22 protein-coding genes are annotated in these 21,801 nt (G+C 64.8%); 5 read left to right on the forward strand and 17 right to left on the reverse strand.

Annotated features, from left to right (window positions below; all coding sequences use genetic code 11):
* Positions 1-60: 60 nt before the first annotated feature.
* Positions 61-1,467 carry an alanine/glycine:cation symporter family protein gene (locus tag Q358_RS0105545; protein ID WP_027961148.1) on the reverse strand — a complete coding sequence of 469 codons (1,407 nt, stop codon included), beginning with the start codon at positions 1,465-1,467 and terminating at the stop codon, positions 61-63.
* A 572-nt stretch (positions 1,468-2,039) separates the two neighbouring features.
* Between Q358_RS0105545 and gcvH the strand changes: the two genes are divergently transcribed.
* Together gcvH and gcvP are read left to right on the forward strand one after the other, a co-directional pair.
* On the forward strand, positions 2,040-2,432 hold the full coding sequence (gene gcvH / locus Q358_RS0105550; protein WP_027961149.1) for a glycine cleavage system protein GcvH: 393 nt from the start codon (positions 2,040-2,042) through the stop codon (positions 2,430-2,432).
* A 99-nt stretch (positions 2,433-2,531) separates the two neighbouring features.
* Positions 2,532-5,426: an aminomethyl-transferring glycine dehydrogenase gene (gene gcvP / locus Q358_RS0105555; RefSeq protein ID WP_027961150.1), complete on the forward strand. Its 2,895-nt coding sequence runs from the start codon at positions 2,532-2,534 to the stop codon at positions 5,424-5,426.
* Positions 5,427-5,525: 99 nt separating this feature from the next.
* Here the strand turns inward: gcvP and Q358_RS0105560 are convergent, their stop codons facing one another.
* Positions 5,526-6,449, reverse strand: a complete 924-nt coding sequence (locus tag Q358_RS0105560) for a LysR family transcriptional regulator (RefSeq protein ID WP_027961151.1) — start codon at positions 6,447-6,449, stop codon at positions 5,526-5,528.
* Between the two features lie 100 nt (positions 6,450-6,549).
* On the opposite strand from Q358_RS0105560, the gene ppnN reads away from it, so the two are divergent.
* Positions 6,550-7,911 carry a nucleotide 5'-monophosphate nucleosidase PpnN gene (gene ppnN / locus Q358_RS0105565; protein ID WP_027961152.1) on the forward strand — a complete coding sequence of 454 codons (1,362 nt, stop codon included), beginning with the start codon at positions 6,550-6,552 and terminating at the stop codon, positions 7,909-7,911.
* 81 nt (positions 7,912-7,992) lie between these two features.
* Here the strand turns inward: ppnN and Q358_RS0105570 are convergent, their stop codons facing one another.
* Both Q358_RS0105570 and Q358_RS0105575 read right to left on the reverse strand, forming a co-directional pair.
* Entirely contained in the window at positions 7,993-8,364 is a 372-nt protein-coding gene (locus tag Q358_RS0105570; RefSeq protein ID WP_027961153.1) for a hypothetical protein, read from the reverse strand.
* Position 8,365: 1 nt separating this feature from the next.
* A complete protein-coding gene (locus Q358_RS0105575; RefSeq protein ID WP_027961154.1) occupies positions 8,366-8,830 on the reverse strand; it encodes a flavodoxin domain-containing protein in 465 nt (154 codons plus the stop codon).
* 196 nt (positions 8,831-9,026) lie between these two features.
* On the opposite strand from Q358_RS0105575, the gene Q358_RS0105580 reads away from it, so the two are divergent.
* Positions 9,027-9,236 carry a DUF2788 domain-containing protein gene (locus Q358_RS0105580; protein WP_027961155.1) on the forward strand — a complete coding sequence of 70 codons (210 nt, stop codon included), beginning with the start codon at positions 9,027-9,029 and terminating at the stop codon, positions 9,234-9,236.
* Positions 9,237-9,320: 84 nt separating this feature from the next.
* Here Q358_RS0105580 and ihfA read toward each other — a convergent pair whose 3' ends face one another.
* The 13 genes from ihfA to Q358_RS16630 all read right to left on the reverse strand — a co-directional run bounded on the left by ihfA (position 9,321) and on the right by Q358_RS16630 (position 21,587).
* The gene (gene ihfA, locus Q358_RS0105585; protein WP_027961156.1) at positions 9,321-9,623 is read right to left on the reverse strand and encodes an integration host factor subunit alpha; all 303 of its coding nucleotides are present in this window, start codon (positions 9,621-9,623) and stop codon (positions 9,321-9,323) included.
* A gap of 89 nt (positions 9,624-9,712) precedes the next feature.
* Positions 9,713-12,109 (reverse strand): phenylalanine--tRNA ligase subunit beta, encoded by a 2,397-nt coding sequence (gene pheT, locus Q358_RS0105590; protein WP_027961157.1) that lies wholly within the window; start codon positions 12,107-12,109, stop codon positions 9,713-9,715.
* A 40-nt stretch (positions 12,110-12,149) separates the two neighbouring features.
* Positions 12,150-13,169: a phenylalanine--tRNA ligase subunit alpha gene (gene pheS / locus Q358_RS0105595; RefSeq protein WP_027961158.1), complete on the reverse strand. Its 1,020-nt coding sequence runs from the start codon at positions 13,167-13,169 to the stop codon at positions 12,150-12,152.
* A gap of 126 nt (positions 13,170-13,295) precedes the next feature.
* Positions 13,296-13,649: a 50S ribosomal protein L20 gene (gene rplT, locus Q358_RS0105600; protein ID WP_013332273.1), complete on the reverse strand. Its 354-nt coding sequence runs from the start codon at positions 13,647-13,649 to the stop codon at positions 13,296-13,298.
* A gap of 39 nt (positions 13,650-13,688) precedes the next feature.
* On the reverse strand, positions 13,689-13,883 hold the full coding sequence (rpmI, locus tag Q358_RS0105605; RefSeq protein WP_027961159.1) for a 50S ribosomal protein L35: 195 nt from the start codon (positions 13,881-13,883) through the stop codon (positions 13,689-13,691).
* 103 nt (positions 13,884-13,986) lie between these two features.
* Positions 13,987-14,529, reverse strand: coding sequence for a translation initiation factor IF-3 (infC, locus tag Q358_RS0105610; RefSeq protein ID WP_084286449.1), 543 nt, complete (start codon positions 14,527-14,529; stop codon positions 13,987-13,989).
* 11 nt (positions 14,530-14,540) lie between these two features.
* Positions 14,541-16,460 (reverse strand): threonine--tRNA ligase, encoded by a 1,920-nt coding sequence (gene thrS, locus Q358_RS0105615; protein ID WP_027961161.1) that lies wholly within the window; start codon positions 16,458-16,460, stop codon positions 14,541-14,543.
* A 268-nt stretch (positions 16,461-16,728) separates the two neighbouring features.
* Positions 16,729-17,382, reverse strand: a complete 654-nt coding sequence (locus tag Q358_RS0105620) for an OmpA family protein (RefSeq protein ID WP_043487711.1) — start codon at positions 17,380-17,382, stop codon at positions 16,729-16,731.
* 262 nt (positions 17,383-17,644) lie between these two features.
* A complete protein-coding gene (locus Q358_RS0105625; protein WP_027961163.1) occupies positions 17,645-18,112 on the reverse strand; it encodes a DUF2489 domain-containing protein in 468 nt (155 codons plus the stop codon).
* Between the two features lie 126 nt (positions 18,113-18,238).
* Entirely contained in the window at positions 18,239-19,192 is a 954-nt protein-coding gene (gene cyoE / locus Q358_RS0105630) for a heme o synthase (RefSeq protein WP_043487712.1), read from the reverse strand.
* A complete protein-coding gene (locus tag Q358_RS0105635; RefSeq protein ID WP_027961165.1) occupies positions 19,185-20,252 on the reverse strand; it encodes a COX15/CtaA family protein in 1,068 nt (355 codons plus the stop codon). The genes cyoE and Q358_RS0105635 overlap by 8 nt, the downstream gene beginning before the upstream one ends.
* A 52-nt stretch (positions 20,253-20,304) precedes the next feature.
* Positions 20,305-20,856, reverse strand: a complete 552-nt coding sequence (locus Q358_RS0105640; protein WP_027961166.1) for a hypothetical protein — start codon at positions 20,854-20,856, stop codon at positions 20,305-20,307.
* Positions 20,853-21,587, reverse strand: a complete 735-nt coding sequence (locus Q358_RS16630; RefSeq protein WP_084286450.1) for an SURF1 family protein — start codon at positions 21,585-21,587, stop codon at positions 20,853-20,855. The genes Q358_RS0105640 and Q358_RS16630 overlap by 4 nt, the downstream gene beginning before the upstream one ends.
* Between Q358_RS16630 and Q358_RS0105650 the strand changes: the two genes are divergently transcribed.
* Complete coding sequence (locus tag Q358_RS0105650) at positions 21,586-21,777, forward strand: DUF2909 family protein (RefSeq protein ID WP_027961167.1); 192 nt, start codon at positions 21,586-21,588, stop codon at positions 21,775-21,777. The genes Q358_RS16630 and Q358_RS0105650 overlap by 2 nt on opposite strands.
* The last annotated feature ends 24 nt before the right edge of the window (positions 21,778-21,801 follow it).

Genomic DNA, 21,801 nt, shown 5'->3' on the forward strand with positions numbered 1-21,801 from the left:
TCCAAACGACGGAAGGCGCCCCTCGGGGCGCCTTCCGTCACTCTGCCAGAGGCCAGCGGATCACGACTTGTCGTGGTCCAGTTCCTCTCCCGGCAGCACCTCTTCGCCATTGAAGTAGGCGCGAGCCAGCTTGATGACCACCGGCGACAGCAGCGCCAGGGCGATCAGGTTGGGAATCGCCATCATGGCGTTGAAGGTGTCGGCCATCAGCCAGATAAGCCCCAGGTTGGCCAGGGCACCCAGCGGAATCGCCAGCACGAACAGGACCCGATAGAGCGTGATGGAACGGGTGCCGAACAGGAACTGGAAGCACTTCTCGCCATAGAAGGACCAGCCCAGGATAGTGGTGAAGGCAAACACCGTCAGCGCCAGCGATACCACCTCGTTACCCAGGCCCGGCAAGGCCGCATCGAACGACAGCGCGGTCAGTGAGGCGCCCGCCTCGCCGGTTTTCCACACGCCGGCGGTCAGGATGACCAGGGCGGTAATGGAGCACACGACGATGGTATCGATAAAGGTACCCAGCATCGCGATCAGGCCCTGGCGAACCGGATTCTTGGTCTGCGCCGCGGCGTGCGCGATGGGGGCACTCCCCAGGCCCGCCTCGTTGGAGAAGATCCCGCGGGCCACGCCGAAGCGGATGGCCGCCATCACCGCCGCACCGGCAAAGCCACCGGCGGCGGCATGCGGATTGAACGCGTAGGTGAAGATCATGCCGAAGGCACCGCCGACCTGATCGGCATTGACCACCAGCACGACCAGGCCCGCGATCACGTAGGCAATCCCCATGACCGGCACCAGCTTGCCTGCCACCTTGGCGATACGCTTGATGCCACCGAGAATCACCGCGCCGGCCAGCACCATGATTACCACACCGGTAATCCAGTGGGGCAGCCCGAAGGTGCTGTCGAGAGCGTCGGCCACGGAGTTGGACTGGACGGTGTTGCCGATGCCAAAGGCGGCGACGGCGCCGAAGAAGGCAAAGGCCCCACCCAGCCACAGCCACTTACGATCCAGGCCATTCTTGATGTAATACATCGGGCCGCCGATATGGAAGCCGGTGCTATCGGTTTCCCGGAAGCGAACCGCCAGCACCGCCTCGGAAAACTTGGTGGCCATGCCCACCAGGGCGGTGATCCACATCCAGAACACCGCACCGGGACCGCCCAGGGCGATGGCAGTTGCGACACCGGCGATGTTGCCGGTACCGATGGTGGCCGACAGCGCCGTCATCAGCGCGTTGAAGGGCGAAATCTCGCCATCTTCCTCGCTCTTCGGCTTGCCGTCCGGGCTGTGCTTGCTGTCCCGCCCCTGCCACATCAGCTTGAAACCCTCTCCAAGCTTGCGGATCGGCATGAGCTTGAGGCTGACCTGTAGATAGATGCCTACCCCGAGCAACAGGATCAGCATCAGCGGCCCCCATACCACGCCGTTGATGGCACTAAAGATCGTATTCAAGGTTTCCACGTCGTTCTCCCTAAGCGATTATTATTGTGCACTGGGTTCAGGTATCCCCTCGCCCGGCAATCAATGACTGGCCCGATCCTGCCTTCATGATGAGAGAATCGGGCGCCGTGGCAACAGCACAGGATTCACCACGACCCGCGGCGCCGGACACATAAAACACAGCGCAAGCCCGCGTAACATAGCGGATTTTATGGCCGTTGCACCACCCAAACGAGCAATACGAGTAAAAGAGCGAGCGCCCGGAGCCGGCCATGAGTTTCCGATGGGAAACCTGGGGCCTGCGCCTCTACCGACCTTCCGGGCGCATGCACACGCCGATTCGCCCCTCGACCGGCCATGATCCTGCAGACTGTATTGACGCCATGACATCGCCCGCGCGTGTAATCTTCGCTATACACCGGCTTACCCGCCCATCCAGCCCATGCCGGGGGTGGACGGAAAGCCCACTAGGCGCCACCCTGCACCATGAGACCTCGGTCCACGCTTGCGAGAAGCGCTGAGGACTCGCCAAACGCTGCCAATGGCGGTAGCATTCGTTCCGCCCGGAAAAACTTTTCTTATAGGAAAATTCGATGAGCTCTATTCCTGCCAATCTGCGCTTCGCCGACAGCCATGAGTGGGTCCTGGATAATGGCGACGGCACCGTGACCATCGGCATCAGCGACCATGCCCAGGACTCCCTGGGTGACGTGGTCTTCGTCGAACTTCCCGAGGTAGGCCGCACCCTCGAGCTCAAGGACGAGTTCGGCGTGGTCGAGTCGGTGAAGGCGGCCTCCGATCTCTACGCCCCGGTGGCCGGCGAGATCATCGAAGTCAACGAAACCCTGGAAGACGCCCCCGAGACGCTGAACGAGTCGCCCTACGAGGATGGCTGGATCATGAAGGTGCGCCTCGAGGACGCCACCCAGATCGACGACCTGCTGGATGCCGACGGCTACGAGGCCGTGGCCAGCGCCGACGAGTGATCTCTCCTTGATGCCTCCGGCCTGTGGGGCCGGAGGTAACACGCATTACCGCGCCGCGCCGCTTGGCGACCGGCCCCAACATTACCGACAGGGTGTTACATGGCTCTCGACAACCGCCGCCTGGCCGATCTGGCCGCTCATGATGCCTTCATCCAACGCCACAACGGTCCCCGCGAGCAGGAGATCGATGCCATGCTCGCCGAACTGGATATGGCCAGCCTGGACACCCTGATCGAACGCACCGTGCCCGGCGATATCCGCCTGGACGGCGAGCTGGACCTCGATCCGCCCAAGAGTGAAGCCGAGGCGCTGAACTATCTGCGGCGCCTGGCCGCCCAGAACCGACCCTTCAAGAGTTACCTGGGCCAGGGCTACCATGGCACCCATCTGCCGACGGTGATCCAGCGCAACGTGCTGGAGAATCCCGGCTGGTACACCGCCTATACCCCCTATCAGCCCGAGATCTCTCAGGGGCGCCTGGAAGGGCTACTCAACTTCCAGCAGATGGTCATGGACCTGACCGGCATGGAACTGGCCAATGCCTCGCTCCTCGACGAGGCCACTGCCGCCGCGGAAGGCATGGCGCTATGTCGGCGCGCCAACAAGAAGGCCAAGAGCAACAGCTTCTTCGTCGCCGATGATGTCCTGGCCCAGACCCTGGACGTGGTGCGTACCCGTGCCGCCTACTTCGGCTTCGAGCTGGTCGTCGCACCGGTGGAGCAGCTCGCCGAGACCGATGCCTTCGGCGCCCTGCTCCAGTACCCCGGCGAAAGCGGACGCGTCAATGATCTGGCCCCGCTGCTCGAAGCGGCCAAGGCGCGTGGGATCATGACCTGTGTTGCCGCCGACATCATGGGGCTGGTGCTGCTCAAGGAGCCCGGCGCCCTGGGCGCCGACATGGTCGTCGGCACCACCCAGCGCTTCGGCGTGCCCATGGGCTTCGGCGGCCCGCATGCCGCCTTCTTCGCCACCACCGACAAGCTCAAGCGCTCGATCCCGGGGCGCATCATCGGTGTCTCCAAGGACAGCCGCGACGGCCAGGCCCTGCGCATGGCGATGCAGACCCGCGAGCAGCATATCCGGCGCGAGAAGGCCACCTCCAATATCTGCACCGCCCAGGCACTGCTGGCCAATATCGCCGGCTTCTATGCCGTCTACCATGGCGCCGAAGGGCTGCGCACCATTGCCGGTCGCATCCATCGCCTGACGACCCTTCTGGCACTCGGCCTGCAGGAAAAGGGCGTGACCCTGGCCCACGACAGCTGGTTCGACACCCTGCGCCTGACCGGTATCGATGCGGGCAAGGTTCATGGACGCGCCCTCACCCAGGCGATCAATGTTCGCTACTTCGAGAACGGTGACGTGGGCATCAGCCTCGACGAGACCACCACGGCCCACGACCTCGACGTCCTCTTCGACGTGCTGGTCGGCGAGGAACACGGTCTTTCGGTGCGCGAGCTGGACGAGCGAGCCCTGGCCGAGGACGCCGGCGGCATCCCCGCGGCCTGCCGTCGTGACAGCGACTTCCTGACCCACCCCACCTTCAAGCGCTACCGCAGCGAGACCGAGATGCTGCGCTACCTCAAGCGCCTGGAGAACAAGGACCTGTCGCTGGCCCACGCCATGATTCCGCTGGGCTCCTGCACCATGAAGCTCAACGCCACCAGCGAGATGATCCCCATCACCTGGCCCGAATTCGCCGAGGTGCACCCCTTCGTGCCCCGCGACCAGGTCGCCGGCTACAAGCAGATGGTCGACGAACTCTCCGCCTTCCTGGTGGAGATCACCGGCTATGACCATATCTCCATGCAGCCCAACTCCGGGGCCCAGGGCGAGTACGCCGGCCTGGTGGCCATTCGCCGCTATCAGGCCTCCGTGGGCGAAGGCCACCGCGATGTCTGCCTGATTCCCAGCTCGGCCCATGGCACCAACCCCGCCTCCGCCGCCATGGTCGGCATGAAGGTCGTGGTCGTGGAGTGTGATGCCGACGGCAATATCGATATCGATGACCTGCAGGCCAAGGCCGACAAGCACGCCGAGACCCTCTCGGCAATCATGATCACCTACCCCTCCACCCACGGCGTCTTCGAGGCCGGGGTCCGCGACGTGTGCCGGGTCGTGCATGACCATGGCGGCCAGGTCTATGTCGACGGCGCCAACATGAACGCTCAGGTGGGGCTCTCGCGTCCCGGCGACTTCGGCGGGGACGTCAGCCACCTCAACCTGCACAAGACCTTCTGCATCCCCCATGGTGGCGGCGGCCCGGGCATGGGCCCGATCGGCGTCAAGGCGCACCTGGCGCCCTTCGTCTCCAATCACGTGGTTACCCCCATCGACGGCGTCAACGCCGATTGCGGCGCGGTGGCGGCGGCGGCCTTCGGCAGCGCCTCGATCCTGCCGATCTCCTGGGCCTACATCAAGATGATGGGGGCCCGCGGCCTGCGCGAGGCGACGGAGCTTGCCATCCTCAACGCCAACTACATCGCCAGCCGCCTGGGCAACCATTATCCGGTGCTCTACAAGGGCGAAAACGGTAACGTGGCCCACGAGTGCATCATCGACATCCGCCCGCTCAAGGCCAGCTCCGGCATCAGCGAGGAGGACATCGCCAAGCGCCTGATGGACTATGGCTTCCATGCGCCGACCATGTCCTTCCCGGTGCCCGGCACCCTGATGATCGAGCCCACCGAATCCGAGTCGCGCTACGAGATCGACCGTTTCTGCGACGCCATGATCGGCATTCGCCAGGAGATCGCCCGGGTCGAGGCCGGCGAATGGCCCCTCGACAACAACCCGCTGGTCATGGCGCCCCATACCATGGCCGACCTCATGGATGATAACTGGGAGCGCCCCTACTCGCGCGAGACCGGCGCCTTCCCCAGCGAGGCGGTCAAGGCGGCCAAATACTGGCCGGCGGTCAACCGCGTCGATAACGTCTCCGGCGACCGGCAGCTGATCTGCTCCTGCCCGAGCATCGACGAGTATCGCCGCTGATTCCGTCGAAATCTCATCGACGGCGCTTCACGGTAAGTGGCGTCACTGGCAACGGGCCCCGCTTCGGCGGGGCCCGTCATTTTCAGGCGGCGGACATGGCTAGAATGCAGGCCCCAACTCCGACGTGTCACCGTAGCCATGCAGTGCCAGGCGACGCTGTTCACGAAAGTCTTCCAGCAGTCGCACATAACGCCGCGGCATCTCGCTGCCCGCCCGGGTCACCCGATACAGTGTCTCGTGCACCGCCACGGGCAGCTCCAGCGCCTTGACCTGACGCTGCCAGGGCGAGGTCTCCAGCACCGGGCGCGACACCACCGTGAACCCCAGCCCCCGGGCCACGGCATCCATCACCATGCCTACCTCGTTGGTATATCCCTGGCGCCGGAAATGGCTCATGGAGCGAAATTCCCCGGGGAAGTTGCCCCGCAGCAGGGCACTGGCATGGTTCAGGCCATCGAAGTAGCTGATAAATCCGATCCCCATCAGCTCGGCCAGCCCACTACCGACGAAGTCCGCCGGGACCACGAGACACAGTGGCTCGCGATGCCAGGGCGCCACGTCCAGATCGGGATGACGCATGGGTTCGGTCACGATGCCCAGGTCATAGCGGCCCGCCAGTACATCCTGGGAGATCTCCTGGTTGAAGGCGAAGGTGTAGCTTACCGTCAGCCCCGGATACATCTGCTGCTGGCCGAGCAGGAACGGATAGAGCATCGCGCCCACGCTACCCGGCGAGGCCAGTCGGCAGTCGCCCGAATAAGTGGAATCGGCATCCAGCGAGTGGCGGAACTGCTCATGCTCGGCGAACAGCTTGAGGGCGTAGTCGTAGGCCCGCCGCCCCGCCTCGGTCAGGGTAAAGCGCCGCCCGTGGCGCTCCAGCAGCGACTTGTCCAGATAGCGTTCAAGCTTGCGCACATGCTGACTGACCCCGGGCTGGGTCATCTCCAGCCGGTGCGCGGTCTGGGTAAAGCTACCGGTCTCGACCAGGGTGATAAAGGTACGAAAGTACAACGCATTGAACATGACGGATCACACCACGAATGGGGGATCGATTCTAGCACTGACGCCGCGTCCGGCGTGATAGCATCGAGGATGCACATCTTCGCATGACAAGGACGCCCGCATGCCCGATACCATCTCCACCCTCATTTCACCGGAAGGCAGTCTCGAGATCCTCTCCCAGCACGAGGTGGCGAGGCTGCATGACACCTCCCGCGCCGGCCTGCACGACCTGCTGCGCTGCTGCGCCCTGGCGGTACTCAACAGTGGCTCGCCCACCGATGACGGCCTGGCCCTGATGCAGACCTATGCCGACTTCGATATCGAGGTGGTGCCCCAGGATCGCGGCATTCGCCTCAAGCTGACCAACGCCCCGGCCGAGGCCTTCGTCGACGGCAAGATGATTCGCGGCATCCGCGAGCACCTCTCCTCGATACTGCGCGATATCGTCTACGTCTATAACGAGATCCAGGGGCATCAGCGCTTCGACCTGACCACCGGCGAGGGCACGACCAACGCGGTGTTTCACATCCTGCGCAAGGCCGGCACCCTCAAGCTCGGCATCGACCCGAGCCTGGTGGTGTGCTGGGGCGGACACGCCATCTCCCGCGAGGAGTATGACTACAGCAAGGACGTGGGCTACCACCTGGGGCTGCGCGACCTCGATATCTGCACGGGATGTGGCCCCGGAGCCATGAAAGGCCCCATGAAGGGCGCCAATGTCGCCCACGCCAAGCAGCGCCGCCACCAGGGCCGCTACCTGGGCGTCTCGGAACCCGGCATCATCGCCGCCGAGGCGCCCAATCCCATCGTCAACGAACTGGTGGTAATGCCCGATATCGAGAAGCGCCTGGAGGCCTTCGTGCGCCTGGGCCACGGCATCATCGTCTTTCCGGGCGGGGTGGGCACCGCCGAGGAGATTCTCTACCTGCTGGGGATCCTGCTGCATCCCGACAACGCCGATATGGCCATGCCGGTCATCCTGACCGGCCCGGCCAGCAGCGCCGAGTATTTCCAGCGCATCGATGAGTTCCTGGCCTACACTCTGGGCGATGAGGCACGCCGCCGCTATCGCATCATCATCGACGACCCCACCGAGGTGGCACGCGCCATGCGCAAGGGGGTCGACGAGGTCGCCGAGTATCGCCGAGCGCGCCAGGATGCCTTCTACTTCAACTGGCGGCTGAATATCGACCGCCATTTCCAGGCGCCCTTCGAGCCGACCCATGAGGCCATGGCCAGCCTGACCCTGACTCACGACCAGCCGGTACACGAGCTGGCCGCCAATCTGCGCCGGGCCTTCTCCGGCATCGTCGCCGGCAACGTCAAGGAGCAGGGCATCCGCGCCATCAAGGCCCAGGGCCCCTTCCGGCTCAGCGCCGAGCCCGAGCTGATGGCCCGCCTGGATGCGCTGCTCGACTCCTTCGTGGTTCAGGGACGCATGAAGTTAACCGGCGACTACAAGCCCTGCTATACGCTGGGCTAAGCGATTGGAGGCTGCCGGGGGACAGTCCCCGGGATATGGCTGTCGGGGGGACTGTCCCCGGGGTATGGGGACTGTCCCCCGCTATTCCTGGGAGAGCGGCCTCACCCAGAGAGTGATGGCATGCAGCAGCAGCCCCAGGGTGGCGCCGTGGGAGATCCACAGCTCCCAGCCGACGAAGTCGCTGAACAGGCCATGCCAGGCTCCCATGCCGGCCAGGCCGGCCAGCAGGCAAAGCCCCAGGCGTCCCAGCAGGCGGGGCAGTCCAGTCCTGCCCGCCGAATCGAGAAGCCGCCACTGCAGCACCGCGACCAGGCCCACCAAGGGCAACGCCATCAGCATCAGATTGAAACGATTGCCATGGTCACCCACCAGATACCGCGGCAGCGTGGCGAGCATCACCACCACCAGGCCCACCAGCAGGCTGAGCCGTTCCGGCGTCGGCCGGGCGCCCACCTCAGGCGACCTTCAACTGCTGCGAATCGATCCACTCCTCGACCCAGGGAATCGCGGCATCATCGGCCATGAAGGTCTCCATGGCATCGACCTCCAGCCGCTCTCCCAGCCGCAGGGCGCCCTGCCCCGCCAGCAGCTCGTCGAGCTGGCGGCCGGCACCGCAGAAGGTCTCACCGTAGGAGCTGTCGCCCAGGGCAATCAGGCCATAGCGCAGGGCGGCGAGCCCCGGGCTCTGCTCGGCGATGGCATTGGCAAAGGGGGCGAAGCCGCCGGGATAGTCACCGCTGCCGGTGGTGGAAACACAGAACAGCGCGAGGTCGGTATCCGCCGCGGTCAGGTCGGCCAGTGAAGGGTTCTCGAGAATGGCCACCTCATGGCCCGCCTCCTCGAACAACGGCTTGACCTGTTCGGCGACGTCCAGGGCGCCGCCATACATGGTTCCTACAAAGATCTTGAGCATCGACATGTCACGGATTTTCCTGAGAATTCTAATCGAATGTTAACATGTCTCGCCGCTCCCTCGCATCCGCCGGCTACCCGGGTCGCAGCGATCCGCAAGATCTGAACATGGATCAATGGCGGGGCATTTTGTCGCAGCCAGGCCGCCTCAAGCCCGGCCTGGCCCGCGTATAATGAGGGGCTTTCCCCCTGACGGAGATGACATGCAGCAGACATTCGAGGCGTGGATCACCCCGCTGATGATCGGTGGCCTGATCCTCTTCATGTTCTTTATCATCTGGGATCTCGCCAAGAAATCCAATGCCGGCCGATTCGGCACGATCATGCTGTTCGTGGTGCTGGGCGCGGGCATCTTCGGTTATGTCTTCAAGGTGGTCATCACCTGGGTGCTGGAGAGCGGCGGCGCCGTCTAGCCCGCCGCCATGAACGACAGAGGGCCACCCATGGGGTGGCCCTCTGTCGTTCATGGCGTGGCAATGCCCAATGATGCTCAGTGCTCAGTGATGCTCGCCGCGATACGTCTCGACCTGACTCTTCAGCTTCTGGCCGGGACGAAATGTCACCACTCGCCGGGCGGAAATGGGGATCTCCTCTCCCGTCTTGGGGTTGCGACCGGGTCGTTCCCGCTTGTCGCGCAGGTCGAAGTTGCCGAACCCGGACAGCTTGACCTGCTCGTTTTCCCGGAGGCAGCCGCGGATCTCCTCGAAGAACGATTCCACCATGGACTTGGCCTCTCGCTTGGAGAGGCCGAGTTCAGCATGCAGGTGTTCGGCGAGCTCCGCCTTGGTCAGTGCACCCATCCTTGCCCTCCTGTCCGGCCCCACCTCGACGCGATCAGGGGCCGCTAGACGACCGACACCCGCCTGCTGCATCCCGCCGCAAAACATGCTCAGGCGCGCAACTCCGCACCCAGGTGCCGACGGGATTCCTCGACGATGGCATCGACCAACTGGTTGATTTCCTCGTCATTAAGCGTGCGCGAAGGATGCTGCCAGGTCAAGCCCAGGGCGACGCTCTTGCGACCCTCGGCCACGCCCTTGCCCTGATAGACGTCGAACAGCCGGCATTCGCTTAACCATTCGCCGGCCTGAGCCCTCAGAGTATCCAGCAGCGCCTGCACGGGCAGCGCCTCGTCGACGAGGAAGGCCAGGTCGCGACGCACTTCCGGATACCGCGACAGGGGCATGAAGGCCGGCACGTTTCCGTGGGTCAGGGCGTCCAGGCGCACCTCGAAGAGCACCGCATCGACCTTGAGGCCAAGCGTGGCACGCACCGCCGGATGCAGGGTGCCGATCCAGCCCGCCTCCTCGCCACGGTACAGTATCCGGGCACACTGCCCCGAATGCAGCGCCGGGTGCGCCCCGGGCTCGAAGCGCCATGCCTCGGCATCGCCGCCCATGGCCAACAGGCTCTCCAGGTCGCCCTTGAGGTCGAAGAAGTCCACCGAAGCGCGGTCACCCGCCCAGCCTTCCGGCTCACGCGAGCCACAGGCCAGGGCACCCAGCATGGGAACCTGGTCCAGGTCATCGAGCTCGCCGCGAAACACCAGGCCGGTCTCGAACAGCCGCACCCGGCTCTGCTGACGATTGAGGTTGTGCTGAAGGGCCCGCACCAGCCCCGGGAAGAGGCTGGCCCGCATCACCGACAGATCCGCCGAGATGGGGTTGGCCAGCACCGGCGACACCGCCTCGGGCAACAGCGTCTGCTGAAGCTCCGGTGCCACGAAGCTGTAGGTGACGGCTTCCTGGTAACCCCGGGCCACCATCTGGCGACGCAGCCGGGCCAGCGGGGTCCGCGCCTCATGATCGGGTCGCAGACCCAGGCGCGCCTGGGGACGACGCGCCGGGAGACGGTTGTAGCCGTGGATACGGGCCACTTCCTCGATCAAGTCCTCCTCGATGGCGATATCGAATCGCCAACTCGGGACGTCGGCGTGCCATTCCGACCCGTCCCACTCGCTCCCCATGCCCAGGTGCTCGAGTATCTCGCTGACCTCCTCGACGGCAAACGCCTTGCCCAGGGCCTGCTCGAGCCGTGCGCGGCGCAGGACGACCCACCGGGTCGCCGGCAGCCATGCCTCGCTGGCCACCTCCACCAGGGGACCGGCCTCACCGCCGACGATATCGAGCAGCAGCGCCGTGGCGCGCTCGGCGGCCTCACGGGCCAACTGCGGGTCGACCCCACGCTCGAAGCGGTGCGAGGCATCGGTATGCAGCCCGTAGGTGCGTGCCTGACCGGCCACCGCCAGGGGCGTGAAGAAGGCCGACTCCAGGAAGATGTCCCGGGTGCCCTCGCCGACCCCCGAGTGCTCACCGCCCATCACCCCGGCCATGGCCAGCGGGCCGCGCTCGTCGGCGATCACCAGGGTCGAGGCGTCGAGGTCGACCGCCTGCCCATCGAGCAGTACCAGGCGCTCCCCTTCCCGGGCCAGGCGCACGATGACCGCACCCTGCAGGTTCTCCCGGTCGAAGGCGTGCAGCGGCTGGCCCAGCTCGAGCATCACATAGTTGGTGACATCCACGACCGGGTCAATGCTGCGTACGCCACCCCGACGCAGGCGCTCCACCATCCACAGCGGCGTCGCGGCGGTCACATCGACGCCCTTGATCAGCCGTCCGATATAGCGCGGACAACGCTCACCGTCCTCGACACGCACGTCAAGCGTCTCGTCATGGCTCGCCGGCACCGGGCGGCACGCCGGCCCCTGTACGGGGAGGCGATTGAGCACACCCACTTCCCGGGCCAGCCCCTTGAGGCTCAGGCAGTCACCGCGATTGGGGGTCAGATCCACGTCGATGGCCTGGTCATCCAGCCCCAGCCAGGCGCGCAGATCCTCGCCTGTCGGCGCATCGGCGGGCAGCTCCATGATCCCCGGCGAGGTCTCTTCCGCCAGGCCCAGCTCGGAGGCCGAGCAGATCATGCCGCGGGATTCCTGGCCGCGCAGCTTGGCCTTCTTGATCTTGAAACCCGACGCCTTGGCGTCATCGGGCAGCACGGCGCCGACCCGGGCGAAGGCCACCTTCTGCCCCGCCGCCACATTGGGGGCCCCGCAGACCACCTGTACCGGCTCGCCGCCGCCGTCATCGACCCGGCAGACGCTGAGCTTGTCGGCATCCGGGTGCTGGACCTTGTCCATCACCTCGGCGATCACGACGCCCTCGAAGACCGCCGCCACCGCTTCCACGGCATCGACCTCCAGGCCGGCCATGGTGATCTGGTCGGCCAGCGCCTGGGTCCCCAGCTGGGGGGATACCCACTCGCGCAACCAGTGTTCGGAAAATTTCATGACAAATCCTATCGCTGTGTTCTGCTTATCCGGTGGAGGCTCAGGCGAACTGGCGCAGGAAGCGCAGGTCATTATCGAAGAACAGCCGCAGGTCATTGACCCCATAGCGCAACATCGCCAGGCGCTCGGCCCCCATGCCGAAGGCGAAGCCGGTATAGCGCTCGTTGTCGATGCCGGCATGACGGAACACCTCGGGATGCACCATTCCACAGCCCATCACCTCAAGCCAGCCGCTATGGCCGCAAACCCGGCACCCATCGCCGCCGCACATCACACACTGGATATCGACCTCGGCGGAGGGCTCGGTGAAGGGGAAATAGGAGGGGCGGAAACGCACCGAGAGATCATCACGCTCGAAGAAGGCGTGCAGGAAATCCTCGATGGTGCCCTTGAGGTCGGCGAAGTTGATCCCTTCGTCCACCAGCAGTCCTTCCACCTGGTGAAACATGGGCGTGTGGGTGAGATCCGAATCGCTGCGATAGACCCGACCCGGGCAGACGATGCGGATCGGCGGGCCGTCCTCCTTCATGGTGCGCACCTGCACCGGCGAGGTATGAGTCCTCAACAGCCGAGTGGCGTCGAAGTAGAAGGTATCGGCCATGCCCCGCGCCGGGTGGTGGGCGGGGATATTGAGCGCCTCGAAGTTGTGGTAGTCGTCCTCGATCTCGGGACCTACCGCCACATCATAGCCGATCCGCGTGAACAGCCCCTCGATGCGCTCCAGGGTACGGGTTACCGGATGCAGCCCGCCGCTGGGTTGGCCACGCCCGGGCAGGGTCACATCGACCCGTTCCGCGGCCAGACGCGCCTCCAGGGCCGCCTTCTCGAGGCTGGCCTTGCGCGACTCGAGTTCGCTGGCCAGGGCCTGCTTGGCCTCGTTGATTCGCTCGCCGGCGGCCGGGCGCTCGGCGGCGGGCAGCTTGCCCAGCCCCTTGAGCAACGCGGTGATCTCGCCCTTCTTGCCGAGGTAGCGTACACGGTGCTCTTCCAGGGCCGCGATGCTATCGGCGGCCTGGATCGCCTCGCGGGCCTCGGTGACCAGGTTGGGAAGGTGGTCCATCCGTTGCGCTCCGAATTCGATACGTAAAACACAGGGCTAAAAAAAACAGGGGAAGAGCGGCTGCTCTTCCCCTGCGACGTCCACAACTACCCGGTGATGCCGGGCAGCCGACAATGACGCTGTCTCTTACTGGGCAGCCTTGGCCTTCTCGACGATGGCAGCGAAGGCTGCCTTCTCGTTGACGGCCAGGTCAGCCAGGACCTTGCGGTCGATCTCGATTCCGGCCTTCTTCAGGCCGCCGACGAAGCGGCTGTAGGACAGGCCGTGCTGACGGGCGCCGGCGTTGATACGCTGGATCCACAGGGCGCGGAACTGGCGCTTGCGCTGACGACGGTCGCGATAGGCATACTGGCCGGCCTTGATGACCGCCTGCTTGGCGACGCGAAAGACGCGGCTGCGGGCACCGTAGTAACCCTTGGCCTGCTTGAGAATCTTCTTGTGACGGCGACGGGCAACGACGCCCCGCTTGACACGAGTCATGGCTTACTCCTGACGAAAAATGGGTTCTACCAAGGGTACTTAGAGGTTGGGCAACATCCGCTGGATGAGCGCCTTGTCCGCGTCGTGGATCTGCTTCATGCCACGCAGTTGACGCTTACGCTTGGTGGACTTCTTGGTCAGGATGTGGCTACGGAACGACTGCTTGTGCTTGAAGCCGTTGGCCGTCTTCTTGAAGCGCTTGCCAGCGCCGCTGTTGCTCTTGATCTTCGGCATGAGAATAACTCCGCTCGAGGTTCTTCAGAAAACCCGAGGCCGACGCAAGGCCTGTACCTTGCGTCCGTTGAACCGGCCACCGGATCACTTCTTTTGGTACTGCTTACTGCTTCTTCTTGGGGGCGATGATCATGATCATCTGGCGACCTTCCATCTTGGGGAAGGACTCCACTGACCCGAGATCCTCGAGGTCGGCGGCGATCCGCTCCATCAGCTTGCGGCCGATGTCCTGGTGCGCCATTTCACGACCCCGGAAACGCAAGGTGACCTTGCCCTTGTCGCCCGCTTCGAGGAAACGCGTCAGGTTCTTCATCTTGACCTGATAGTCGCCCTCGTCGGTGCCAGGCCGGAATTTGACTTCCTTGACCTGAATCTGCTTCGTCTTCTTCTTCTGAGCCGCCTTCTGCTTCTTCTGCTCGAAGACAAACTTGCCGTAATCCATGATCTTGCAGACGATTGGATCGGCATTGGAGATCTGCACGAGGTCCATACCCGCCGCTTCGGCACGCTCCAGCGCATCGCTGGTAGGCACGATGCCCAGCTGTTCGCCGTCGCTGTCGATCAGGCGAACCTGATCATCGGTAATACGCTCGTTCATGGGTGGACGCTTGTCCTGGGGGCGTCCACGTTGGTTGCTACGCTTGATGTTCCGTCTCCTTAGGCAATTGACGAATGTCTCTCACCGAGTTCTTCATCGAGGCGAGCCATGAGGCTATCGACCGTCATGGTACCCAGATCTTCACCGCTGCGCGTACGCAGGGCAACCGAATCGGCTTCGACCTCCTTATCTCCCACCACCAGGAGATAGGGAACTTTCTGCAAGGTATGCTCCCGGATTTTAAAGCCGATCTTCTCATTCCTCAAGTCCGCCTTGACGCGTAAACCGAATTTCTGCAGCCGACGCTCCAGATTCAGCACGAATTCGCGCTGGGAATCGGTGATATTGAGGATCACCGCCTGCTCGGGGGCCAGCCACAGCGGCATGGCACCGGCATAGTGCTCGATCAGGATCCCCAGGAAGCGCTCGAAGGAGCCGAGGATGGCGCGATGCAGCATCACCGGCGTCTTGCGGGCCCCATCCTCATCGACGAACTGGGCGCCCAGGCGTCCCGGCAGATTGAAATCGAGCTGCAGGGTGCCGCACTGCCAGACGCGATTGAGACAGTCGCGCAGGGAAAACTCGATCTTGGGGCCATAGAAGGCGCCTTCCCCGGGCTGGAGTTCCCACTCGAGTCCGGTCGCATCGAGGGCGGCCTCGAGGCCCGCCTCGGCACGGTCCCAGAGCTCCGGCTCGCCCATGAAGCCCTCGGGGCGCGTCGAGAGCTTGAGCTCCACGGCATCGAAGCCCAGGTCCCGATAGACCTTGAGGGTCAAGGCAATAAACGCCTCGGCCTCGGACTGGATCTGCTTTTCCGTACAGAATATATGGGCGTCGTCCTGGGTAAAGCCGCGCACTCGCATCAGGCCATGCAGGGAGCCGGAGGGCTCGTTGCGATGGCAGCTGCCGAACTCCGCCAGGCGCAGCGGCAGGTCACGGTAGCTCTTGAGGCCCTGATTGAACACCTCCACATGACACGGGCAGTTCATGGGCTTGATGGCGTAGTCGCGCTTCTCCGACTCGGTGGTGAACATCAGTTCGCTGTAGTGGCCCCAGTGGCCGGACTTCTTCCACAGCGACAGGTCGACCACCTGAGGCGTCTTGATCTCCTGGTAACCATTCTCGATCTGCACCCGGCGCATATACCGCTCGAGCGCCTGGTACATGGTCCAGCCGTTGGGGTGCCAGAACACCATTCCCGGCGCCTCCTCCTGGAGGTGGAAGAGGTCCATCTTGCGCGCCAGCTTGCGGTGATCGCGCTTTTCCGCTTCCTCGAGGCGCTTGAGATAGGCCTTGAGCTGCTTCTTGTCGGGCCAGGCGGTGCCATAGATGCGCGTCAGCATGGGCTGGCTGGCATCGCCACGCCAGTAGGCGCCGGCCAGCTTGGTCAGCTTGAAGGACTTCAGGTGTCGCGTATTGGGCACATGGGGGCCCCGACACATGTCGACATATTCTTCATGATGGTAGAGACGGATCGTCTCGCCCTCGGGGATATCGCGAACGATCTCCTGCTTGTAGGGCTCGTCGCGATGCAGGAAGGTCAGCATCGCCTGGTCGCGATCGGCATACTCGCGAACCACATCATAGCCCGTGTCGATCAGCGCCTTCATGCGCTTCTCGATGGCCTCCAGGTCCTCGGGGGTCGCCGAACGACCGAAGTCGATATCGTAGTAGAAGCCATCATCGATGACCGGGCCGATCGCCATCTTGGCATCGGGGTAGAGCTGCTTGACGGCGTGACCGATCAGGTGGGCACAGGAGTGACGAACCACCTCGAGACCCTCGGCATCCTTGGCGGTGAGGATCGCCACATTGGCGTCACGATCGATGATATCGGCGGCATCCACCGGCACACCGTCGATCTTGCCGGCCACACAGGCCTTGGCGAGTCCGGGGCCGATATCTTCGGCCACTTGCATCACGCTCAATGGGGCATCGAAGCGTCTCTGGCTGCCGTCGGGCAGGGTCACGGTAGGCATGAAGGGGGTCCTTTCGCGCAGTGGTGGCCCATACGAAAGACCACGTGTCGCAGTGAACAAGAGAATGGAGGCGTGCCGTCAACCGGAGCCCGGCCATCGCCGTAATAAATCGAGATAAAGGCGAGACGGTGCCGAGCCGTGCCGGAAGACGCGACGCAATACGATAGCAAAGCCACAGGCCCGATGCCAGATGATACACGCAACAGGGGCGCCCGAAGGCGCCCCTGTCAATGAGCCCGGAAGGCTCGCGGTGATCATCAGCCCTGGATTACTGGCTCATGATCTCCACACGACGGTTCATGGAACGGCCGGCGTCGGTTTCGTTGGTCGCCACCGGACGCTCTTCACCGTAACCCACGGTGTTCATGCGGTTACCGGCAACGCCTTCGCTCATCAGGTAGCTGCGAACGGAGTCGGCGCGGTCCTGGGAGAGACCCAGGTTGTACTCGTTGCTACCCACGGCATCGGTATGACCGGCGATGGTCACGCGAACCTCGGGGTTGTTGTTGAGCGTGCTAGCCACCTGGTTCAGCTCGGAAGCGGCACCCGGACGCAGCTCGGCAGAGTCGAACGCGAAGGTAACATCGCTTTGCAGGGTTACCGGCTCGAAGGCGGGCTCGGGCTCGGGCTCCGGCATCGGCGCGGGCTCGGCCACCGGCTCCGGGGTATCGGCACACAGCGCGGCACCGAGTGCAGCACCGGCAGTACCACCCAGCGCCGCACCAGTGTCCTCATCGGACTCACTGCTGCTGGCGTAGCCGATACCGCCACCGATCACGCCGCCGGCCAGGCCACATACCATCGGATGCTGGTACCAGGGCTTGTCGACGGAGGACGTGGTGTTGGTGTTAGATGTGGCGCAGCCTGAGAGGCCGACCACCAGAGCAGAACCGAGCAGCAAGCCAGTCGTGGACTTCTTCATGTGAAACTCCTTCTCTTTTCTTTTATCGCTCCAGGGTAGGCAAACGCTTGCCGCCTTCCCAGATGATCCCGACGATCGGATGTTGCAATCTATGTTGCTTCATCCATAACGTGACCCGGCATCCCAAGGGAGAAGTTACCGGCCACGACACGCTGCCAAGCTTGAAGTAACTCGGCAGATCTTTCAATCGTCTATGACGAGACTAGCAGAAAAATGCCCAAATCGCACAGTGTTCGATAAAGCACTCGTTCGAGCACAAGCCTCAGTGCAGACTCGCCGGCCAGTCACGCTTGAACTGCAAGGCGGCGCGCGCCGCCTCGAGAATGCTCTCACGGTACTCTTCCTCGACGGCGAAGCGCTCCTTGTCCTCCTTGAAGCGCTCCTTGGAGCTCAGGTCGTGGCGCGCCTGGTGGGTATGCAGGTGACGCGTTCGCTCATGGACCTCGCCGAAGGGACGGAAACTGTCGCGCTCCATCAGGCGCGAATCGAGGATCTCGAGCAGCACCTTGCAGCGCCACGCCCCCTCGGTAATGTCGACCTGCTCCTGGAGCAGCGCCGAGGCCACCAGCTCCAGGTTTTCCAGGCACTTTTCGTGGGCTCGCCGTAATTCATCCTGCTGGCTGGCCTGGCGCCGGCGGACTTCACGCCACAGGGTGAAGGCATAGGCGCCGAGGCCGGCGATAATTACCAGGGCCAGGCCGGCAAGCATCAAGGCAGTCGTGGAATTCATCGGAAGACCCCGTGGCATCACAGAACATGGACCTGGGATTCTACCCCCTTGCCGGCCACGACCCAATGCTACGCCGCCGAAGCGAGTGGCCCACGCCCCCTGCTCAGCCTCACGGCACGCCGCCAATCACTGGATGGCCGGCGCCAGCCACAGCGCCCAGGCCTGGGCATAGTGGTCCAGCAGCAGCACCCCGAAAAGCCCCAGGATGTAGCGAATCGAGAACCAGAAGGCGGCCAGGGGAGCCTTGGGATCCCGACCCCGCCAGACTCGGTAGTTCCAGAACATGAAGCGCGCATTGAGCGCCATCACGCCAACCAGATAGACCGCACCACTCATGCCGATCACGAAGGGCAACAGGGTCACCGCTACGGTCAACCAGCCGTAGAGCCACACCTGCAGGCGCGTAAAGGCTTCACCATGGGTCACCGGGAGCATCGGTACACCGGCACGGGCATATTCGTCGCGCTTGTGCAGCGCCAGCGCCCAGAAATGCGGCGGCGTCCAGGCGAAGATGATCAGTACCAGCAGCAGTGGCTCGGCCCCTACCTGACCGGTCACTGCGGTCCAGCCCAGTAGCGGCGGAGCGGCGCCCGCCACTCCCCCGATCACGATGTTCTGGGGAGTCGCGTGCTTGAGAAAGGCCGTATAGACCAGCGCATAACCGAGCAACGACCCCAGGGTCAGCCAGGCCGTCAGCGCATTGACCTGCCACACCAGCAGCCCCAGCCCCGCCAGCGACAGCAGGGTGGCCCAGCCCAGTGCGATACCGCCCGGCATGCGTCGAGAGGCGAGCGGGCGCCGCGAGGTGCGCACCATCATGGCATCCAGGCGCCGGTCCACCACATGGTTGAAGGCCGCCGCCCCGCAGGCGGTCAGGCCGATACCGGCCAGCCCGAAGACGATTACCCCGGGCGACGGCAGTACCGGCTGTGCCAGCGCCATGCCCACCAGGGCACAGACCAGCATCACCACCACCACCCGCGGCTTGCACAGGGTGACCAGGTCCCGCCACCCCCAGCGACCCAGCGAGGAGGAAGAAAGCGCGGTGACGCGAAATTCGGTTGTCAGTGAATCAGACATGGACCCACTCCTTCTTCTGTCGGGATGATTGACAAGAGGTGGTAGAAGCCGGCGCCAGGCAACGCCATCGCCAGGCGGCCAGCGCCAGACTCAGGGCCAGCGCCACGGCACCCGCGGTATGCAGCAGCGCCAGCCATAGCGGCAGCCACAGCAACACATTGGCGATTCCCAGCAGGAACTGCACGATGTAGGCACTCCCCAGACCCGCCAACCAGGGCCGCATCGCCGGCTCACGCCAGGCATGCAGCACCAGTGCCATCAGTGCCATCCCCAGCGCCAGCGCCCCCAGGCGATGCCCCACCTGAATGGCACTACGCGCCTCGGCATGCAGCTGGCCATGCAGGTAATTGGGGCCCACACCCTGGGAGAGATGAAAGCCCTCGCTCCAGTCCATGGCCGGCCACCACGCGCCGTTGCAGGTGGGAAAGCCCTGGCAGGCGATGCCGGCGTAGTTGCTCGACACCCAACCGCCCAGTGCCAGCTGGGCCACCAGCAGCATCGCGGCGATACCCCATAACGGCGTCAGGCGGCAACGCGGCGACGCCACGCCACCCGGCGCCAGGTGGCCGTTCGCGCAGCGGCGCAGGCGTAGATGCAGCCACAGGAATACCAGCATCACGCTGAATCCGCCCAGCAGATGCAGCGTCACTACCTGGGGCCACAGCTTGAGCGTGACGGTGAAGGCGCCAAATGCTCCCTGCAGCATGATCAATCCCAGAAGCGCCAGGGAGAGACGCCAGGGATAGTCGGCCCGGCGGCGCAGCGGCCAGCCCAGCAACACCAGGGCGATCACCAGCAACCCCAGGGCGGAGGCCACATAGCGATGGACCATCTCCATCCAGGCCTTGGCGCTCACCAGCGGCGATGCCGGGCTATGCGCCAGGGCCCGCCCCTCATCGGGCACCACCAGGGCGCCGTAGCAACCCGGCCAGTCCGGACACCCCAGCCCGGCATCCACCAGGCGCGTCCAGGCGCCCAGCAGAATCACCCCCATCGTGAACACAACGCCCGCCAGGCCGAGGCCCTTGAGCAGGGTCAATCGCCGCTGTGCCGCCTGCATCGCCCCACCTCCCTTCGCATCCAAGCTTCACCTACGCGCTTCGCGCACGCGCCTAATGCCCCGCCAATTCCTGGCCGGCCCGCCAGGGCGCCTCCGGGTTCATGCGCAGCAGGCGCCCCAGGTCTTCCTTCACCGCATAGGGATCCACTCCGGGCGCATAGCCAAGCACCACCCGTCCTCGAGGGTCGATCACCCATAACCGTCCAGGCTTCAGCCAGGCCGGGCGCCGGGCCCACCGGGTGACCACCGCACCGGGCAGGGCCTCGGCGGTGCCGCCCACACGAAGCCGGCTGACCCTGGGTGCCTCGCTGCCCAGGGCCCGATGCAGCCGCCACCATTGATTACTGAGCGCGTCACAGCGCGCGGCGCAGTCGAATGCCAGCACCCAATCTCCGGACACTTCCGGCGCCACTGGCAGGCTCAGCGGCCACTCGGTCAGCACCGGCACCCCCGGGGCGAGCTCCCCGTGAGCCGTACGCCCCTCGGGGATACCCACCCGCCCCAGGGCCATCACCGTGGCCACCAGCACCGGCAGCGAGAGAAACAGCAGCAGGGCCGACAGCTTGAGCCGGCCATGACGTGCGGCGTGGACGCTTGTCATCATGGGCCCTCCCCGGGCGAGTCATCGGCATGAGTCGGGTGGCGATACCGGCGCCGGCCCCCGATGACCATCACCACCAGCGCCGCCAGTGCCAGCCCCCACCACTGAACCGCATAGCCGAGGTGGCGGCTGGGCGGCATGACACTGGGAGACCACCAGCCGGGCAGGACCCCGGGGCCGCTCTCGAGATGCAGCCAACCGGCGTGGGCGAAATCGAGGTCCCAGGCATCCAGCTGGATACGCTGCAGCCGCGCGCCCTCCCGGTTGGGGCCGAACAGCGGTGCCCCCTCGCCTGCCCGCTGCCAGCGACCACGCAGCGTGACCCGGCCCCGGGGCGTGGCCACGCTGGGGTCGGCCCGGCTCGTGCCGGTCTCCAGGAATCCGCGCTGCACCAGCCATAGCCGGCCATCATCGCCGCGCAGCGGCGTCAGGGGCGCCACGCCCAGCCGCCCCTCATGGGTGCGGTTATCGAGAAACAGGGTCTCGTCGGCCAGATACTCGCCGGTCAATGTCAGGTGGCTGCCCTCCGGGGGTAACTGCCGAGGCGCGGTAAGCGCAGGGGCCGCTTCCAGCCGCGCCAGATAGGCACGCTTGTCCGCACCGCGCTCCCACTGCCAGAGGCCCAGTACCAGCCCCAGCGCCACCACCACCGACCAGAGCGCCCACCACAGGCGTTGCCGGCACCGTCCACGGCGGGCATGCTGGGTAACATCAACGTCCAAGGAGTGTTCCATGCTGCTCAAGGTCCTGATTGCCCTGGTATTCCTGGCCATGCTGGCGAGCCTGGCCGCCGGTGCCGGCTTCCTGCTCCGCGACGATGCCGCCTCGCGGCGCCTGCTGATCTCTCTCAAGCTGCGGGTGGTACTGGCCGCCACCCTGCTGGCCCTGCTCTTCTATGGCTTCTATGCCGGCACCCTCGCCTGAGCCCCGCGCCGCCTCAAGAGCCCC

This window comes from Halomonas halodenitrificans DSM 735, from assembly GCF_000620045.1.
Lineage (GTDB): Bacteria > Pseudomonadota > Gammaproteobacteria > Pseudomonadales > Halomonadaceae > Halomonas > Halomonas halodenitrificans.

Bases quoted from the DNA above. Each gene is read 5' to 3' on its own strand.
- gcvH (WP_027961149.1), top strand. From the start codon at position 2,040: ATGAGCTCTATTCCTGCCAATCTGCGCTTCGCCGACAGCCATGAGTGG.
- gcvP (WP_027961150.1), top strand. From the start codon at position 2,532: ATGGCTCTCGACAACCGCCGCCTGGCCGATCTGGCCGCTCATGATGCC.
- Q358_RS0105560 (WP_027961151.1), bottom strand. From the start codon at position 6,449: ATGTTCAATGCGTTGTACTTTCGTACCTTTATCACCCTGGTCGAGACC.
- ppnN (WP_027961152.1), top strand. From the start codon at position 6,550: ATGCCCGATACCATCTCCACCCTCATTTCACCGGAAGGCAGTCTCGAG.
- Q358_RS0105575 (WP_027961154.1), bottom strand. From the start codon at position 8,830: ATGTCGATGCTCAAGATCTTTGTAGGAACCATGTATGGCGGCGCCCTG.
- Q358_RS0105580 (WP_027961155.1), top strand. From the start codon at position 9,027: ATGCAGCAGACATTCGAGGCGTGGATCACCCCGCTGATGATCGGTGGC.
- ihfA (WP_027961156.1), bottom strand. From the start codon at position 9,623: ATGGGTGCACTGACCAAGGCGGAGCTCGCCGAACACCTGCATGCTGAA.
- pheT (WP_027961157.1), bottom strand. From the start codon at position 12,109: ATGAAATTTTCCGAACACTGGTTGCGCGAGTGGGTATCCCCCCAGCTG.
- pheS (WP_027961158.1), bottom strand. From the start codon at position 13,169: ATGGACCACCTTCCCAACCTGGTCACCGAGGCCCGCGAGGCGATCCAG.
- rplT (WP_013332273.1), bottom strand. From the start codon at position 13,649: ATGACTCGTGTCAAGCGGGGCGTCGTTGCCCGTCGCCGTCACAAGAAG.
- rpmI (WP_027961159.1), bottom strand. From the start codon at position 13,883: ATGCCGAAGATCAAGAGCAACAGCGGCGCTGGCAAGCGCTTCAAGAAG.
- thrS (WP_027961161.1), bottom strand. From the start codon at position 16,460: ATGCCTACCGTGACCCTGCCCGACGGCAGCCAGAGACGCTTCGATGCC.
- Q358_RS0105620 (WP_043487711.1), bottom strand. From the start codon at position 17,382: ATGAAGAAGTCCACGACTGGCTTGCTGCTCGGTTCTGCTCTGGTGGTC.
- Q358_RS0105625 (WP_027961163.1), bottom strand. From the start codon at position 18,112: ATGAATTCCACGACTGCCTTGATGCTTGCCGGCCTGGCCCTGGTAATT.
- cyoE (WP_043487712.1), bottom strand. From the start codon at position 19,192: ATGTCTGATTCACTGACAACCGAATTTCGCGTCACCGCGCTTTCTTCC.
- Q358_RS0105635 (WP_027961165.1), bottom strand. From the start codon at position 20,252: ATGCAGGCGGCACAGCGGCGATTGACCCTGCTCAAGGGCCTCGGCCTG.
- Q358_RS0105640 (WP_027961166.1), bottom strand. From the start codon at position 20,856: ATGATGACAAGCGTCCACGCCGCACGTCATGGCCGGCTCAAGCTGTCG.
- Q358_RS0105650 (WP_027961167.1), top strand. From the start codon at position 21,586: ATGCTGCTCAAGGTCCTGATTGCCCTGGTATTCCTGGCCATGCTGGCG.
- Q358_RS16630 (WP_084286450.1), bottom strand. From the start codon at position 21,587: ATGGAACACTCCTTGGACGTTGATGTTACCCAGCATGCCCGCCGTGGA.